The organism is Anaerofustis sp., assembly GCF_019420015.1.
GTDB lineage: Bacteria > Bacillota > Clostridia > Eubacteriales > Anaerofustaceae > Anaerofustis.
The window spans coordinates 211,305-228,348 of sequence record NZ_JAHZIA010000008.1; the positions used below are offsets into that span (position 1 = coordinate 211,305).

Below are 17,044 nucleotides of genomic sequence, written 5' to 3' on the forward strand. Positions count from 1 at the left end.
AATTTACGGTCTTTTTAATAAAATTCTTTTTTTACGCTTCTAAGAAACATATCTTTTAACATTTTATGAGGGTTTATTTCACCCTTTAGTACTGCATTTACCCCTGATGTTATAGGCATATCTATATCGTAGTCTTTACTTAATTTTATTAATGCTTCAGCGGTTGTAACTCCTTCTGCAAGATAATTTTCATCATTAGTTCCTCTAACGAAGTTTTCTCCGTATTTTCTGTTGTTGGAGAATTCACTGAATAATGTTGCTTCATAATCTCCAAGATGACAAAGTCCGTAAGCTGTTATTTCTCTTCCTCCCATAGCTTTTATAAGCCGTGAGACCTCTCTTGCCCCTCTTGCCATCAAAGCACCCTTAAGAGAAGCATACCCGACAGCGTCAAGCATTCCTGCTGCAATACCAATTACATTTTTTGCAGCCGCACCTATTTCATCTCCAATCAAGTCGTCGCCTATGTATAGTCTTATGAGTTCACTTGAAAATTCTTTTACGATTTCATTTGTTACTTCTTCACTGATACTGTCTATAACCATACAGTTTGGAACTCCTTTTACAAAGCTTTGAACATGCCCCGGACCAACCCATACGGCAATTTTCGCATTATTTCCAAGAACCTCTTTTGCAACCTGAGAAAGTCTCGCTCCGGTCGATATCTCTATTCCTTTCATACAAAGAATAAAAATTTTATCTTTATAATTAAATTCTTTTATACTGTTTAGTAGACTTCTTAGTTGTTGTGATGAAATCGAAATTATTATAATATCATTTTCTTCAACTACTTTCTTTAAATCATATGTGAGATTTACTCTCTCACTTAAATATAAATATTTGTTTTTTCTTGTATTTATCAGTTCTCTTAAATTCTTAGAGCCTTCTCTTCCCCATATGGTTACGTCATGACCTATTTTATCACTGTACCAACCAAGGAAAGTTCCCCATCGTCCGCACCCGAGTATCCCTACTTTCATAATTTACCTCTTTTTATTTATTTTATATAAAATATTGTACATATTAAATATTCATTATTCAATAAATATTTAATATATAGAAAACTTAAAAATGAGTAACTTATTTTACTTAAAATAAAAAAGACCGCAATTAGCGGCCTTAAAAATTTATTTGTTAACTCTTTCCATATATTCCCCTGTTCTAGTATCGATTCTTATTACATCGCCTTCTTCAACAAACAAAGGAACATTTACTTGTGCACCAGTTTCCACAGTAGCAGGTTTTGTAGCGCCCTGTGCAGTATCACCTTTAAATCCAGGTTCTGTTTGAGTTATTTCCAATTCAACAAATAATGGAGGTTCTACGCTGAAAGCTTCTCCCGCATGAAATCTTATTGTAGCGTTGTCATTTTCTTTTAAATAGATAATCGCATCTTCTACTTGATCATGATTTAATGGAATTTGGTCAAATGTTTCACCATCCATAAAATAATAAAGCTCACCGTCATTATATAAATATTGCATTTCTTTTGTTGTCAATTCTGCTTTAGGGAATTTTTCATTTGGTGAAAATGTTTTTTCTACCGTTGAACCGGTTTTAATATTTTTTATTTTTGTTCTTACAAAAGCGCTTCCCTTTCCAGGTTTTACATGTTGAAATTGTACTATTGTATATACGGCACCATCCATTTCAAATGTAACACCGTTTCTAAAATCGCCTGCTGAAATCATAATATATACCTCCAATTATTTTGCAAACTTTTATTTTTCACATATTTAATTTATTATATCATACATAATTTAGTTTGAAAATAGTAATGTATCTTTTTTTTCCAACTTTATATTATCTGTTTTTCTTAATTCTTCAAATTGTTCTTTTAAAACTGTAATAAGATTCCCGGGAGAGAGTATCTCGTCTGTTCTAAGAGATAAAGCAGTATTTATAATAAGTTTATTATCATAAACCTCGCATTTAAAATCAAAGATAGACGGCTTTATATTCTTTGTAACCTCCCGTCCCTTCTTATTTGTTTTCGTTATACTCAGTTCTAACGACTCATTTATAAAGTCTTGAACTCTTTTTGCAAGAACAAAAACATCCTCACAATACAAATTGTCGAATGTAATCCTATATAAGGCACAATCCAAAGACTTTCCAAGACTTTTTGCACCGTCTTCAAGCTTTTTAGCGTCAATCAAACATAAGTTTTTTGGCAAAACTTTATTTAACCTTTTTAAAAGTTCTTCCGGCTTAAAGTCTTCTTTTGTTTCAACATCCATATATTCACCCATTGAGGATGTAAACAAAGGCAGAGGAGGTGCAAAATGTACCTTAGGATGAGGATTAAATCCTTTGGAATGCTCCAAATCAACATTTGCTCTTCTGAATGCACGCTGTATAACTTTTAAAATATCTAAGTGAGATATAAAAACAAGATTATCTGTCTTTATATATTTAAGTCTATACTTCAAATTCACACCTCCCATAGGCTTTACTTATACCGCAAGCCGAACACTGTTTATGGCAAGGAGGAGTTGTAACTTCTCTTTTTGCCTTTTCGTTTTCTCTAATCAAAAATTCTTTGTCAATATGATAATCAAACTTGTCCCAAGGAAGCTCATCTTCATAGCCTATTTCTCTTGATGCATACTCCTGAGGTTCTAGTCCTATACTTCTGATTGCGTCTACCCATCCTTCATAATTAAAATGATCAAACCAAGAATCAAAAACACACCCGTTCTCGTATGCTTTGATAATTGCTTTTGACAAAAATCTTTCACCCTTTGCAAGAACTGCTTCTAACATGGAAAGCTTACTGTCATGATAGTTATAAGTAACTGCTTTTGGCATTACTGATTTTAAATACTGTTGTTTCCTGTGAAACTCTTCCATTGTATTTTGAGGAAACCACTGAAACGCCGTAAAAGGTTTCGGAACGAAACAAGATGTACTGACGGTCAGCTTAAAAGGCTTAGGACGTTTTTTCTTGTCAATGGAGTAATATATGTCAATTATCTTTTGAGCAAGTTCTGCTATACCTTTTATATCTTCATCCGTTTCATAAGGAAGTCCAATCATAAAATACAGTTTTATTTTTGAATATCCTGTTTCAAACACTCTTTTTATTGTTGATAGTATTTCTTCTTCAGTTAAGTTTTTATTTATTATATTTCTCATTCTTTGACTTCCCGCTTCAGGTGCAAAAGTTAAAGAACCTTTTTTCATGGAGCCGACTTCTTTTGATAATTCAAGAGAAAATTCATCCATCCTAAGCGACGGCAAAGAAATATTAACCCGTTTATCTTTATAGTTATTAACCAAATATTTTACTAAATCCATACAATGAAAATGATCGGTAGTGCTGAGACTCGAAAGAGACATTTCCTCATATCCCGTATTATTTATAAGAGCATCAGCCTGCTCAATCAAAGTAGGCAAAGATTTTTGTCTTACAGGTCTATATATCATACCCGCCTGGCAAAACCTGCATCCTCTGAAACATCCGCGCATTACTTCCAAAGATATTCTGTCGTGAACCGGAGGAGTATATGGAACTATAGGCTTTTTAATGGCATATACTTCGTTCATATTTTTAATTATAGACTTTTCAACATAATCTTGTTTTACTTCCTCAATATTCGGTATGTACACACCTTCGACATTGCTGGCTTTAATTAAAAATTCATTCTTAGACTTAGAATTTTTATATAAATCCATTAAGTGCGGCAACACTTCTTCACCTTCTCCCAGCATTATCAAATCAAAAAAATCAGCAAAGGGTTCCGGATTGCATGTACAAGGACCTCCGCATACAACCAAAGGATCTTCCTCGCTGCGTTCTTTTGCTAAAAACGGTATACCTGAAAGATCAAGCATAAGAAGTATTGTAGTAAGGCACATCTCAAATTGAATGGTAAAACCTACAAAATCACAGTCGGATACTTTTGAAAAACTCTCTAAAGTAAACAAAGGAAAGTTGTGTTTCCTCATTTCCTCCACCATATCCATATTTGGAGCAAAAACCCTCTCACACATTACATCATCTTCATTATTCAGTACTTCATAAAGTATTTTCATTCCGAGATGCGACATTCCTATCTCATATATATCCGGAAAACAAAAGGCAAATCTTACAGCAGGATTTTCTTTTGGAACCTCACTGTTAAACTCATCCCCTATATATCTTGATGGTTTTTCTACATTCGGAAGTATATTTTCAAATAAATATTCTTTTAAATTATTCATAGTATTTCCTCTTATTTTTTTAGTGCCTTATTATAACATTTTTTTGTGATTTTTTCAAAATCCAATATGAATATAAAAAACACCACCCTTAAGGGTGGTATTCTTTATCTTTTTCTTTTAGGAAGCAACTGCATAAATGAAATATATAAACCCAGTGCAGATAAAATCAATATACCGCCATTTCTAAATAAAGAGGAATCATCGGATGTATCCGGTGTCAATAACTCATATATACCACTGTTTTTTATATTTTCAAAACTGGCAATAGACATCTCTTTTGAAATTGTACCTATCTCTCCGCGGCTTTTCACTCTATATCCTTCAGATTTTTCTTCCTCGACTTTATATGATGTACCGACAGGAAGTCCTTTTATTATCACGCTCTGTGAATGTTTTAACTTAATCGTTCCGCCGTTTTTAACTGTTCCTTTCCTTGAACCTTCGTATTTATACTCACTATCGGTATCTTTAAACCAAACTCTGAATGTAAATTCTTTATCTTTGTCAATATTCTTACCGCTAACTGTTTTAGAAATTTTAAGCTCTCCGGTGTTTTTTCTTTTATTAAAATAATTTGTTAATTTTATTTTAATTACATTCCCGCTAAGTACAGCATCGCTATAAACAGGTTTGGAAATATCTGAAAATTCTTCAACAATATAATATTTTTTTAACACATCTTCTCTGTTCGGCAAATGCGTAAATTTCCCTTTATATCCGTTCTCTTTTTTTAGCTCTATATAGTCCGTTTTAATACCATCAATAGTCAAATATACTTTTATACTTTCAGGCTTTAAATTTTCGGGAAAATCGGCAGAAAAAGCCTTTTCTACTCTAAGTTCCAACTCATCATTATCCCTTTGACCTATTTTTATTGCACCGTTGGAACCAACCCCGCCACCTTTGACTGATTCATTATTTTGAATAACCAATCTTTTTTCCTTATTCGCAATTTCTTTTGCGCCTGCTGATGTATCGGCATGAAGATATATATTTTCTTTTACAGGTATATTTACATTTGTTTCCGACATCTCTATAGGATTATCGGTATCGGCATACCTTGCATCTTCCTTATCTTCATACCACACTGTTTTACCTCCTCCAAGCATCCTGCTTGAAAGGTAAGCATAATATTTTTTCTGTTCATCATCATTTTTATTTTCAGCCATAAAATCATCACCGGAAGTTGATGCATTATTATCAAATACAGCTCCTCCGTTTTTAACAGATATCTCTACGGTGCCCGTAGGACAGAACCATAACCCTCCCCCAATGTCTGCATTATTTTCTGTTATGACAACATCATTCATCTGGAGAACATAAGGAACACAGCCTACGTATACACCGCCCCCTTGTCTTTCGGCTTTATTGTTTTGAATCTTTCCGCCGTTTAAAACAACTTTGTTTGAAGCAACATATACTCCGCCGCCACAACCTTCATCTCCTGTTGCATAATCCTTTGCTTCATTATCTTCTATTGTTCCGCCATTCATTGTAAAGGCTCCGGGACAATGATATTTATTGATCCAATCATTATGATCAAACCCTGCATCCATTGCTCCGTGAGTCACAAAACCGTCATTTACGGCAATACCTCCGCCTATTCTGGCCTTATTCCCTTTTATTGTACCTTTATTCAAAGTGAAATTACCGCTTAAATTTACCATAACACCGCCACCGTATCCACCACTGTTATAATTACGCAAAGCTTCATTATTGGCAATAAGACCGTCATCCATTGTAAAATAAGCTTCATTTGTATATTTCGGCTGACTAAAAACCCCGATAAATACTCCGCCATAGTTAGCTTTGTTATCTATTATTTCCCCACCGGTCATATAAAAATATGAATCATTACTTTCATAGCCGTAAAATTCAGGAGTAACATATACAACAGAAGTAGCTATAGTACCGTTTATATCCAATACATTATTCTTTATGCTTCCTGATTTAAGCTTAAAAGTTCCTCCTTTATATACACCGACAATCCCACAATCTTGAGCTTGGCCTCCTCCGCCTTTCTTATTTGCAACAATATTATTTTCCAGGGAACCTCCTTCCATAATAAATTCAGACTCAGATCCAATAACATTTATCGTACTGCTCCAATATCCATAATGATTATCATTATAAAACTTACCGCTTTTTAACAAGAACTTACCTTCACAGTCAATAAGGCTTCCATTTTCATTACAATGTACCTCTATATTATTACCGTTAACAGAAACACCGTCAACGGTCAACTTTCCGCCTTTTTCTATTACGATTAATCCGTCATAGTCTGTATTAAAGGAGTTATCTCTTACTAAAGTCCCGCCACCGGTAAAGCTAACATCTTTGCCTGATGGAATATTTATTGTTTCCGCTACCATAATATCGGATTTTATTTTTATATTCACTTTATCTTCAGTAGAATTATTTATAATGTCTTCTATTTCTTTTACGCTTGTAGCTTCATAATCAGATTGAACATTCGAAGCATATACATTTCCACAAATAAAAAATACAGAAATAAACACAAATAAGACAAATATTTTTTTACATTTAAAAAGCATCATATATCCTCCTTAATTTAAATAAATCATACTTTTTTTGACACTTATGCTATAATGAAAAAAATAGGATATATCATAATTTTTATTGGGAAATAATACATAAATACATGTATTGTGAAATAAAAATAGAAAAAATTCCTTGTTACAAAAAGTATACTTTTTGTATAAAATGCAAAATATTTCAAATAAGAAAATCTTATGTGGCAATAATTTATAAAATGTATTTTTTCATTTCATTTTTCTTATTTTGATTTAATATTTTTTATTGCATTAAAAAGTATACTTTTATCTCACTATAAAAAAGAATTTTAATATATCAATAAAAATCTTGTTTAAGAATTTTAAGTAAAATAAAGCAGTATTATAACAATATCTTTACAAATTTGTTATAATATAAAAAAGGAGGAATCAAATGAAATATTTATTTTTAGAATACCCTAAATGTTCAACTTGCAAAAAAGCAAAAAAATGGCTAGAAGAGTATAATATAGAATTTGACGAAAGACATATAATCGAGGAAAACCCAACAAAAGAAGAATTAAAAGAATGGATAGAAAACAGCGGACTTCCGATAAAAAGATTTTTTAATACAAGCGGAATGAAATACAGAGAACTTAACTTAAAAGATAAATTGCAAAATATGAGTGAAGAAGAAATGATTGAAGTTTTGGCATCTGACGGAATGTTGGTAAAAAGACCTATTATAATTAAAAATAATATTATTCTTACGGGATTTAAAGAAAAAGAATGGCAAGATAAAATAAAATAAAAAAGGAGAAATCTCCTTTTTTATTTGTAAATTTCATTTGTCATCCTGCATCCAAGCTTATATCCCTCTATAAATGAATTCCTAAGTTCCATAGGATAAACTTTTATCCATCTTTCTAAAATATTATAAAATTCATTTTGCATATTTTCATCCAGCTTAGAACAAAACTTTTCTTCTAAAATTGTTTTTTCCCTAAGCTCAACTTCATATTCATCAATAATCGTATCAATATATTCACTCGGATTAATATTGCCTTCATATAAATCGATTAACAGATTATTCATTATAAACCCCCCGTTAAAAATTTTCTAAGGTCGACCTTCAAACTAAAATAACTTTACTTTAATCCTATTATATTTAACGGTTAGTACTTAATCAATAAAACAGCATAAACAAGTCACTTTTTAATCACGCAAATTACATTTGCCCATAATATATAAAAAGTAATATTTTAAATAAAATTTATACATTTCTTTCTGCTATACTATATAAATAGTGGTATAATAGCAAATAAGGGAAATAGGAGCTTTTATAATGAATAATTTTTTTGGACATTTAAATACAATAAACAAACATAAACTAATGGTTATAAAATCATGTTTTAAAGCAGGACTCTACAAACAAGGGCTACTTCACGATTTATCAAAGTATACTCCCATAGAGTTTTTTTCCGGAGTGAAATATTATCAAGGAGGAGAAAGAAGTCCTATCAGCAAAGAAAAAGAAATAACAGGGCACTCAAAAGGCTGGCTTCATCATAAAGGACGAAACAAGCATCATTTCGAGTACTGGATTGACTATAAAACAAATCCGCACGAAGGACTGGCAGGCGTCAAAATGCCTAAAAAATATGTTGCCGAAATGGTTATAGATAGAATGAGCGCTTCAAAAAATTATTTAAAAGATAACTACACTCTTAAAAGTCCTTTAGATTACTTTGTAAACGGAAAAGATTTTTATGTAATCGACAAAGACAGCGAAGAACTCACCGAATACTTGCTTACTATGCTGAAAGATAAAGGTGAGGATTATTTATTAAAATATATTAAAAACACATTGCTTAAAAATAAAGACGGTGATTATCACTTTGAAAACGGAGAACTGATTTTGCATTAGAAACTTTTTATTTTTACAACAGAAATACTGATTTATGCTTGTAAAAATATCCTTTATAATCAGATTATTTAAAATAATCCAATTTGTTCATAACGTTTTTTTGTGTTCTCTCTTCGGGAACACCTCTTTTTATAATATCTTTACCGTAACTTAACCTTATGTTATCCATAACTCTCTCAACTCTTGCCATTTTTTCATTCTCTTCTTTTCTGTCTAGAAGAGAAAGCTGGTTGATACCTGCGTTATCAAACCCGCTTACACTTATTCCCAAAAGGCGTATAGGATCTTTATTCCAAAATTCTAAAAACAATTTAACGGATTCTTCATATATCGTATTTGTTGAGCTCGTAAAGTACGATAAAGTCTTTCTGTGCGAATATAAATAAAAAGAACTGTTTTTTATACTGACATTTATAACATTGCCTTTGTAATTATTCTTCCTTAGTCTTGTTCCGACACTGTCACTCAAAGAAAGCAAAATTCTTTTTACTTCATTTATATTGGTAACATCTTTGCCCAAGGTCGTACTGTTACCTATTGATTTAATTTCATTTTTCATGCTCACTTCGCTTTCGTCTATCCCATGAGAATAATTATAAAGCATAATCCCCTGAGCTTTTTTAAAGTGAGCAATAAGAAAATCGAGAGAACAACGATTTAAATCTCCTATAGTATATATTCCTAAATTATTTAATTTTTCTTTTGTTTTTCTTCCAACCATAAATAGCTCGCTTATATTCAGCGGAAACATTTTTTCCTCAATTTCTTTGGGATACAATGTAATGACTTTATCCGGTTTCATTAAATCACCTGCCATCTTCGCCAAAAGCTTATTGGTGGAAATACCTATATTTACACTAAATCCCAATTCCCTTTTCACCCTCTCCTTTATTTCATAAGCAACTTTTTCAGGACTACCGAACAACTTCAAACTACCCGTATAATCGAGAAAACATTCGTCAATGGAATAACGTTCTATTGTATCCGAATACTCACTCAACAAATTAAATAATTTATCGGAATACATTCTGTATATTTTAAAATCAGGTTTTACCGAAACCAATACAGGACATAGTTTTCTTGCCTCAAATAAACTCATACCCGTCCTTACACCGTACTTCTTTGCAATTTCGGATTTAGCCAACACAACCCCTCTTCTGTTTTTTTCATCTCCTCCGACAACAGCAGGAATACTTCTCAAGTCTTTTACATTATATCCCATATGTTTATTATAAGCAGCCTGCCAAGACAAAAAAGCAGAATTAACATCTATATGAAATACAATTCTCTCCATTTTTTGTTTTTCCTTTCTTATAATATAAATATAACACAACACACTAATCAAATCAAACATTTGTTCATAAAATAATCCGTTTTGTATTTTTCGTAATATTAACATTAACAAAAGTTAATATTGGACAATATTATTGACTTAAAGTAAAAAAACAATGTATAATTGTACAATAGCAAAAGCTAACAAACAAAGCGAGGATAAAAAATGACGTTGGATAAATTGCAAATAGGACAAAAAGCAATTATAAAAAGTACGGGCGGAAGCAAAGAAATAAGAAGGCGTCTGCTTGATATAGGACTAATTCCCAAAACAGTAGTTTTAATGAGAAAAGTAGCTCCCCTTGGTGATCCTATTGAAATAAATCTCAGAGGGTTTGAACTTACCCTCAGAAAAGAAGATGCAAAAAAAATAGAAGTAGAGGTAATAGAGAATGAGTAAAACCTTTGCTTTAATCGGAAATCAAAACTGCGGGAAGACCACTCTTTTCAATGCTCTCACAGGAAGCAATGCTCACGTCGGGAATTTTCCGGGAGTAACGGTAGACAAGAAAGAGGGAGTAATAAAAGGTCACGAAAATATTAATCTTATAGATTTACCGGGTATATATTCCCTTTCTCCATATACAAGCGAAGAAATTGTCACAAGAAATTTCCTTATGGAAGAAAAACCCGATTTAATAATAAATATAATCGACGCTACCAATATAGAAAGAAATCTATACCTTACACTTCAGTTGTTGGAATTAAATATACCCATGGTAATAGCATTAAGCATGATGGACGAAGTAATTGCCTGCGGCAACAGTATAGATATCGATAAAATAGCATCAACTTTACATGTGGACTGCATACCTATTCAAGCAGCAAAACAGCAAGGAACGGAAGAACTTATAGCGGTAGCAACCGATTTGATAGAAGAACACAGTTATAGAGGGAAAATAGACTTTTGCAGCGGATATATACATAAAGCAATACATGCAATATCTCATATTATTGAAGCAAATGCAGAAGAAAAACAACTTCCGGTAAGGTTTTGTGTGTCAAAAATAGTTGAAGGCGATGAACTTCTGGAAGATAAACTTGAACTGAGTCCGGCAGATAAAGATATAATAAAACATATAGTCGATGAAATGGAAAACGATGTAGGTCTCGACAGAGAAGCTGCCATAGCGGAAATGCGATATGACTATATAGAGCAACTTTGTAAAAAGTGCGTACATAAAGTAAATCATACAAAAGAACATATACAAAGCGTAAAAATAGATAATATACTTACAAACAAATATTTTGCCCTACCGATATTTATTTTGATTATGGGTTCAATATTTTATTTAACATTCGGAGTAATAGGCGCTTTTTTAAGCAACATTTTTGAAATGCTCCTCGAGCAATTGAGAATAGGATTGGACATAGCTCTTAATGCTGCACAAATAAACCCTACTATCCACTCCCTGATAACGGACGGAATATATAACGGAGTCTCAACCGTATTGTCATTCCTTCCGATAATCGTAACACTATTCTTCTTCTTATCCCTTCTCGAAGACAGTGGATATATGGCAAGAATAGCTTTCATAATGGACAAGCCCCTTAGAAAAATCGGGCTTAGCGGAAAGAGTTTTGTTCCCATGCTTATAGGATTCGGATGTTCGGTGCCGGGAATAATGGCAACCAGAACACTAACTTCTTCCCGAGACAGAAAAATGACAGTATTGCTTACTCCTTTCATGTCCTGCAGTGCAAAGCTACCTATATATACAGTTTTTGCTGCTGCTTTTTTCAAAGACAATCTTCCTTTGGTAATGATATGTCTATACTTACTGGGAATAGCAAGTGCAATTATATCGGGATATTTACTTAAAAACACAATATACAAAGGAGAGTCCATGCCGTTTGTTATGGAGTTGCCTCCTTACAGATTACCTTCAATAAAATCATTGACAAGACTCAGCTACGACAAAGCAAAGGATTTTGTAACAAAAGCTTTTACAATCATATTTGTCGCAAGCGTACTTATATGGTTACTGGAAAACTTTAACTTTAGACTTAATATGGTAGCATCACCTTCTGAAAGCATGCTTGCACATGTGGGTAATACTTTAGCAGTAATATTCAAACCGTTGGGATTCGGAGACTGGAAATTTGTTACGGCCTTAATTGCGGGGCTCAGCGCAAAAGAAGTTGTTGTCAGCACTTTGGCAATATTGACAGGAACGACGCTCACAACACTTCCGGGAGTACTCTCTTCAATGATGTCTCTTCCTGCTGCAATGTCATTTCTTACGTTCACATTATTATATATGCCATGCGCGGCAGCCTTCGCAGCTACAAAAAGAGAAATAGGAACGTTTAAAGGCGCAGCCCTTACGGCATTATATCAAACGGGAATTGCATATATACTCGCATTTATAGTCTACAATATAGCTAAGTTAATATTCTAAATAAAAAAGTACTCTTTTCCGGAGTGCTTTTTTGAGTATACCCATTATCTCTTGCAGTTGTTAAAAAGGGAAGTTTATGGTATAATATTTAGCTGAAAAATAAAAAAACACCTTACCTAAGAGGATTAAATATGAAATTAAAAATCAAATCAAAACTAAATTTACTTTTAATTATACTCATAGGAGTATTTATTACAGGATGCTTAGCCTCGGTATACGCAACAAATACATATTACAAGATGGATAAAGTTGAATATTACAACCTTGATGAACTAAAAATATCAGCCAGATATCACAAAGGGACAAAAGATATGGGAGTTTTTATCATAAACGACCTAAATCAAAACGCAAAAGATACTTGGTTTATGGTAGAAGAGTTTGCAAAATTAGGATACCATGTTTATGTATTTGATCTTCCAAGTCAGGGCTATACCAAGGGAAGTATTGAATTTGGATATAAACAAAACGAATATTTGGCAGAACAATACTACACAGGTGTTGTTGCATTCTCCCAAATGGCAAAATTAAATGAAGAAAATATACATATAGTTGCAAACGGAGCAAGTGCAAGAACAGCACTGCAAACCGCAACAAAGAGATTTTTCAATCCAAAAGACTTAACACTTATATCGACAGACACCAATATATTATCAAAAATAGATTTAGATGTAATAAATTTTGTAAAAGAAGAAAACGTATCTTTTATGAAAGATTTGAATGCTTCAAATCCGGGAGAAAACATACATCTAATAACATCCAATTTAAACAATAAATCCAGTGTTAAAGAAAACGAAGCTTTAAAAGCAAGGCTAGAACAAGGATATACGGGGGCTACAAACGAAAATGATGTCACCTTGACAATAGCTAAAAACGTACTGCCGATTAATGAAATAATGAATAGTAAAATAATAAACGAAACTGTAAGCTATATTGCGGCAAGAGACGGATACGAATATACCCCTAATAAACTTCTACCCCTAAAAACATCGGCAACCTGGATGCTTAGCATTCTGGCTCTTGTAATAATAATCTTATCATATAAAACATTCGCAAAAGATTATTATAAAGAAAAAGGAAGTATACCATTCAACAAAGAATTTGTAATTTCAAAATTACTGGCAATAATACCCGCATACATAATGGTATTTCTTCTTCCGGTTGCAATATACTTTTTATTCAGCCCGATAATGCCGATTCCGTATTTTTCTTTGGTAAAAATATCACTTTTGTCTTGTTACGGAATTGTCGTATTTTACCTTTATTACAAAACAGACTTTGCTTGCGACCTCGGAAGTAAAATATTCTATAAAGACCCTAAGAAAAATATAAAAGGCGGATTATTCATAGGAGGATTGGTTATTATAATGCTGTATCTCCTTTCGATATCAGGAAGCAATATAGTTTTTAACATATTCTCAATGAAAACATTTTGGATTATATTCTCAACAATCCTATGTTACTTTATATTTTATGTGGAAGAAAGAGAAAAGGATGTTATGATAGCAAATCAATTACAAAGATTTATAATGTCATCATTCAACTTCCTCGTTATATTAATAATTGCTTTGGTACTTTTATTCATGGGACAATTTGCTTTGGCTGTGGATTTCCTAGGACTTGGATGTATAATCATATTTGTACTTGCAGTAGGTAAGCTTTTAAAAGCAGTGGATTCCCCCACAAGACTGAATGCGCTAATACAGTCATTGATTTTAAACGGACTTATATTAGCTCAAACTGTTCTATTCTTCTAAAATAACATATAAAAAAGACTTGTTTTAAACAAGTCTTTTTTTTATAAACATCATAATTAAAATTTAATTATTACTTAGAGAATTCAATACTTTTTCCAATTCAGTCATATAAGAATTGTAAGCTTTAGTATCGCCTTTTGCTTGAGCACTTTTTGCCTTGGCAAGTAAATCTCTTGCTTTTTCTTCCAAAGATTCTTTAGCATTGGTAGTACTTTCGGACTTATTACTTTCGGATATATCACTGCCTTGACCTAAATTAAAAATTGCATTTATGGCTTCACTTAAAGAATCTCTCATAACTATTTTATTACCATACGCAACAACCACTTTTTTTACCTCCGGAAGAGCCATCTGTTCAGTGCTTGATTTTACGTATATAGGCTCAACATAAAGTATACTGTCTTCTATCGGTATTGTTAACATATTACCTCTTGACACTTCACTGCTTACTTGAGAAAGTAAATTAAGCTGAGGCGCAATCTGTGTATCCTGATCAATTCTCTGCTCTATCTGCATAGGACCATAAACCAATTTTTGCTTAGGGAATTGATACACTTTTAATTTCCCGTAATCTTCACCGTCACATATCCCTGCCATCCATGCCACCATATTATTTTTATTTTTTGGAGTAAACGGAGAGATAATCATAAATTCTTCTTTATCTCTGTCAGGAAGCTTCATCATCAAATACGAACTGTTAACGTCCACAGCCTCTTTTGATGTACCGTAAAACTGTTTTGCAACCTGCCACTGATCTTCTTTATTATAAAAAACCTGAGAATTGGTCATATGGTAAGTTTCATACATTTCATTTTGAATATTGAAAAGAACTTCCGAATATCTTAGATGTTCTCTCAACGTCTTATCCATTTGCTCTATAGGCTTAATAAAGTCAGGATATATTTTCGCGTAAGTTGAAGCTATAGGATCATTCTTATCCACTTGATAAAAATTTACTGTACCGTTATACGCATCTATAACAACTTTTATAGAGTTACGTATATAATTAAACGTAGTTCCATCTTCGAATTTCGAAGGTGCAGAATATGGATATTTATCAGTTTTTGTAAATGCATCCATAATCCAATATAACCTACCCCCCGAATTTACAATATACGGATCCTTGTCATAAGTCAAAAAAGGAGCAATAGTTCTAACCCTTTCACTGATTTGCCTTCTCATAAGAATTTTGCTTTCAGAAGTTATATCCGATGAAAATAACAAACGGCTGCTCATATTATCAATAGAAAACGCAATCCTGTTATATAAGTTGAGCTTTATTCCACCGCTTCCGGTATATTTATTCTCAACATTATTCTCCCCTTCAGGATAATCAAATTCTTTACTTTTACAGTTTACAACGATATAATCATCGCTTTCTTCCCCATAATAAATCCTCGGTTCTTTCAATTTAAGATTATTATAAACACTGTTTGCAGGAATATCTTTTTGTATCAACACTGGTTGACCTGATTCATTTATTTCATTTACGGGAGAAATAACAGTCCCATATCCGTGAGTATACTTTTGATGTTTGTTAACCCAACTTCTCGCATTTTCTTTATTTGAAGGTTCCATCTCTCTTACCGAAATGAATACCTGAGTTGCCACTTCATCCAACTTATATCTGTCTACATCCACATCTTTGAATGTATAATACGATCTAAATCCCTGTAGGGAATTATATACATCCAAAGTAGGCATAAAATCATTTATAGGAATATTTCCTATGGTAACAGAATTATTTTCAATATCTTTAGCAGTTAAATTATTGTCGGCTTTAAAACTTTTAACTTCAACATCATCAATATTGTAAGCTTTTCTCGTCATGGATATGTTATTTTCTATATACTTTTGTTCTTTTGCATATTCATTAGGAACGACAATATAATTTTCAACAAGAACTTTTATCCCCCCGACCGACAAATAAACAACAGGAATAATACATATACATATTACTATAGGTTTGAGTTTACTTTTAAGCCCACATATTAAAGATAAAACAGCAGCAAAAATCATAAATCCACAAAAGAATTTATACATATTCACGGTTAATAAAACATCACTGTATGTTGCTCCGTACACAACTCCCGAAGATGAATAAAGTACATTAAACATAGAAAGGTAACTGTAAAAACCGCCGAGTAAAAATAATATAAATAAAAATATACTAACAGGAACTTTAAAGAATTCCCATATTTTCATAAAGAATCCTATTTTTTCTTCTCTTGTTACTCCCCTTTGTTTATCTATACCGATATCCCTACGATTCATAACCTTTAATATTGCAAAAATAATCATGGTTATAACGAATAACAATAAAGCGGCAGAAAACAGTAATTTACACAAATCCATCAAAAAAGGAAGTTTAAAAATATAAAATGATATATCTTTCCCAAACAAACTATCCGCCTGCCCGAACGAAACAAAATTTTTAAACTCCAAAAATTCATACCAAAGTGTTGATATAAAAGTTATACTTGTCACCAATGAATAAAAAACAGCTAAAACCCATTTTATTTTCTTTCCATACCCATTATCTTTGCTATATCCCTCTTTAATTGCTTTAAACAGAAAATTAAAGTAAAACATCGATATAAAAAACATAACGATAAAAAACGGAACACCAAGTATAATCTTTGACTTTATTTCTTTAAAAAATATATCTAAGTAACCTACTTCATTAAACCACAAATATTCAATATAGTAATCGTTAATTATATAAAGAAATAACAAAACTAAAGCTATAATCCCCAAAACGGTAAATAATGCCGTACGCCCTTTTATACTTTTTCTCTTTGGTTTTTTGTTATGTTTATCTTTTGACTTCTTACGTTCCCCATAAGAGGTACTTTCGTTTACCTCTTCAAATTCTCCGTCAATAATATTCTTAAATTTCATATTCTCCTC

At 32.2% G+C, this 17,044-nt stretch carries 13 protein-coding genes; 5 read left to right on the forward strand and 8 right to left on the reverse strand.

The annotated features are described in order from the left end of the window. Window positions 1-14: 14 nt before the first annotated feature. From QZ357_RS02490 to QZ357_RS02510, 5 genes are all read right to left on the reverse strand, one after another. Window positions 15-980 (reverse strand): NAD(P)H-dependent glycerol-3-phosphate dehydrogenase, encoded by a 966-nt coding sequence (locus tag QZ357_RS02490; RefSeq protein WP_290771424.1) that lies wholly within the window; start codon window positions 978-980, stop codon window positions 15-17. Window positions 981-1,127: 147 nt separating this feature from the next. Continuing rightward, a complete protein-coding gene (efp, locus tag QZ357_RS02495; protein WP_290771426.1) occupies window positions 1,128-1,691 on the reverse strand; it encodes an elongation factor P in 564 nt (187 codons plus the stop codon). A 69-nt stretch (window positions 1,692-1,760) separates the two neighbouring features. After that, window positions 1,761-2,432, reverse strand: coding sequence for a TIGR03936 family radical SAM-associated protein (locus tag QZ357_RS02500; RefSeq protein WP_290771428.1), 672 nt, complete (start codon window positions 2,430-2,432; stop codon window positions 1,761-1,763). Then, window positions 2,422-4,206 carry a TIGR03960 family B12-binding radical SAM protein gene (locus QZ357_RS02505; RefSeq protein WP_290771431.1) on the reverse strand — a complete coding sequence of 595 codons (1,785 nt, stop codon included), beginning with the start codon at window positions 4,204-4,206 and terminating at the stop codon, window positions 2,422-2,424. Before QZ357_RS02505 ends, QZ357_RS02500 begins: the two co-directional genes overlap by 11 nt. A gap of 104 nt (window positions 4,207-4,310) precedes the next feature. After that, window positions 4,311-6,764 carry a DUF5979 domain-containing protein gene (locus QZ357_RS02510; RefSeq protein ID WP_290771433.1) on the reverse strand — a complete coding sequence of 818 codons (2,454 nt, stop codon included), beginning with the start codon at window positions 6,762-6,764 and terminating at the stop codon, window positions 4,311-4,313. A 409-nt stretch (window positions 6,765-7,173) separates the two neighbouring features. On the opposite strand from QZ357_RS02510, the gene QZ357_RS02515 reads away from it, so the two are divergent. Further along, on the forward strand, window positions 7,174-7,530 hold the full coding sequence (locus QZ357_RS02515; RefSeq protein WP_290771435.1) for an arsenate reductase family protein: 357 nt from the start codon (window positions 7,174-7,176) through the stop codon (window positions 7,528-7,530). A gap of 20 nt (window positions 7,531-7,550) precedes the next feature. Here QZ357_RS02515 and QZ357_RS02520 read toward each other — a convergent pair whose 3' ends face one another. Then, window positions 7,551-7,814, reverse strand: coding sequence for a DUF6809 family protein (locus QZ357_RS02520; protein WP_290771437.1), 264 nt, complete (start codon window positions 7,812-7,814; stop codon window positions 7,551-7,553). 250 nt (window positions 7,815-8,064) lie between these two features. Here QZ357_RS02520 and QZ357_RS02525 point away from each other — a divergent pair, with 250 nt between their 5' ends. Further along, complete coding sequence (locus tag QZ357_RS02525) at window positions 8,065-8,646, forward strand: DUF5662 family protein (protein WP_290771439.1); 582 nt, start codon at window positions 8,065-8,067, stop codon at window positions 8,644-8,646. A gap of 64 nt (window positions 8,647-8,710) precedes the next feature. On the opposite strand, the gene QZ357_RS02530 is transcribed toward QZ357_RS02525, so the two are convergent. Continuing rightward, window positions 8,711-9,940 carry a DNA polymerase IV gene (locus tag QZ357_RS02530; RefSeq protein WP_290771441.1) on the reverse strand — a complete coding sequence of 410 codons (1,230 nt, stop codon included), beginning with the start codon at window positions 9,938-9,940 and terminating at the stop codon, window positions 8,711-8,713. A 204-nt stretch (window positions 9,941-10,144) separates the two neighbouring features. Here QZ357_RS02530 and QZ357_RS02535 point away from each other — a divergent pair, with 204 nt between their 5' ends. The 3 genes from QZ357_RS02535 (at window position 10,145) to QZ357_RS02545 (ending at window position 14,134) form a co-directional block, all read left to right on the forward strand. After that, the gene (locus QZ357_RS02535) at window positions 10,145-10,378 is read left to right on the forward strand and encodes a ferrous iron transport protein A (protein WP_290771443.1); all 234 of its coding nucleotides are present in this window, start codon (window positions 10,145-10,147) and stop codon (window positions 10,376-10,378) included. Continuing rightward, complete coding sequence (feoB, locus tag QZ357_RS02540; protein WP_290771445.1) at window positions 10,371-12,380, forward strand: ferrous iron transport protein B; 2,010 nt, start codon at window positions 10,371-10,373, stop codon at window positions 12,378-12,380. Before QZ357_RS02535 ends, feoB begins: the two co-directional genes overlap by 8 nt. Before the next feature lie 131 nt (window positions 12,381-12,511). After that, window positions 12,512-14,134, forward strand: coding sequence for a hypothetical protein (locus QZ357_RS02545; RefSeq protein ID WP_290771447.1), 1,623 nt, complete (start codon window positions 12,512-12,514; stop codon window positions 14,132-14,134). Window positions 14,135-14,197: 63 nt separating this feature from the next. On the opposite strand, the gene QZ357_RS02550 is transcribed toward QZ357_RS02545, so the two are convergent. Then, the gene (locus QZ357_RS02550; protein WP_290771449.1) at window positions 14,198-17,035 is read right to left on the reverse strand and encodes a UPF0182 family protein; all 2,838 of its coding nucleotides are present in this window, start codon (window positions 17,033-17,035) and stop codon (window positions 14,198-14,200) included. Window positions 17,036-17,044 lie beyond the last annotated feature (9 nt).

Coding starts and splice junctions, on each gene's coding strand:
- QZ357_RS02550 (WP_290771449.1), bottom strand. CDS start 17,035: ATGAAATTTAAGAATATTATTGACGGAGAATTTGAAGAGGTAAACGAA.
- QZ357_RS02525 (WP_290771439.1), top strand. CDS start 8,065: ATGAATAATTTTTTTGGACATTTAAATACAATAAACAAACATAAACTA.
- feoB (WP_290771445.1), top strand. CDS start 10,371: ATGAGTAAAACCTTTGCTTTAATCGGAAATCAAAACTGCGGGAAGACC.
- efp (WP_290771426.1), bottom strand. CDS start 1,691: ATGATTTCAGCAGGCGATTTTAGAAACGGTGTTACATTTGAAATGGAT.
- QZ357_RS02505 (WP_290771431.1), bottom strand. CDS start 4,206: ATGAATAATTTAAAAGAATATTTATTTGAAAATATACTTCCGAATGTA.
- QZ357_RS02490 (WP_290771424.1), bottom strand. CDS start 980: ATGAAAGTAGGGATACTCGGGTGCGGACGATGGGGAACTTTCCTTGGT.
- QZ357_RS02510 (WP_290771433.1), bottom strand. CDS start 6,764: ATGATGCTTTTTAAATGTAAAAAAATATTTGTCTTATTTGTGTTTATT.
- QZ357_RS02530 (WP_290771441.1), bottom strand. CDS start 9,940: ATGGAGAGAATTGTATTTCATATAGATGTTAATTCTGCTTTTTTGTCT.
- QZ357_RS02520 (WP_290771437.1), bottom strand. CDS start 7,814: ATGAATAATCTGTTAATCGATTTATATGAAGGCAATATTAATCCGAGT.
- QZ357_RS02545 (WP_290771447.1), top strand. CDS start 12,512: ATGAAATTAAAAATCAAATCAAAACTAAATTTACTTTTAATTATACTC.
- QZ357_RS02535 (WP_290771443.1), top strand. CDS start 10,145: ATGACGTTGGATAAATTGCAAATAGGACAAAAAGCAATTATAAAAAGT.
- QZ357_RS02515 (WP_290771435.1), top strand. CDS start 7,174: ATGAAATATTTATTTTTAGAATACCCTAAATGTTCAACTTGCAAAAAA.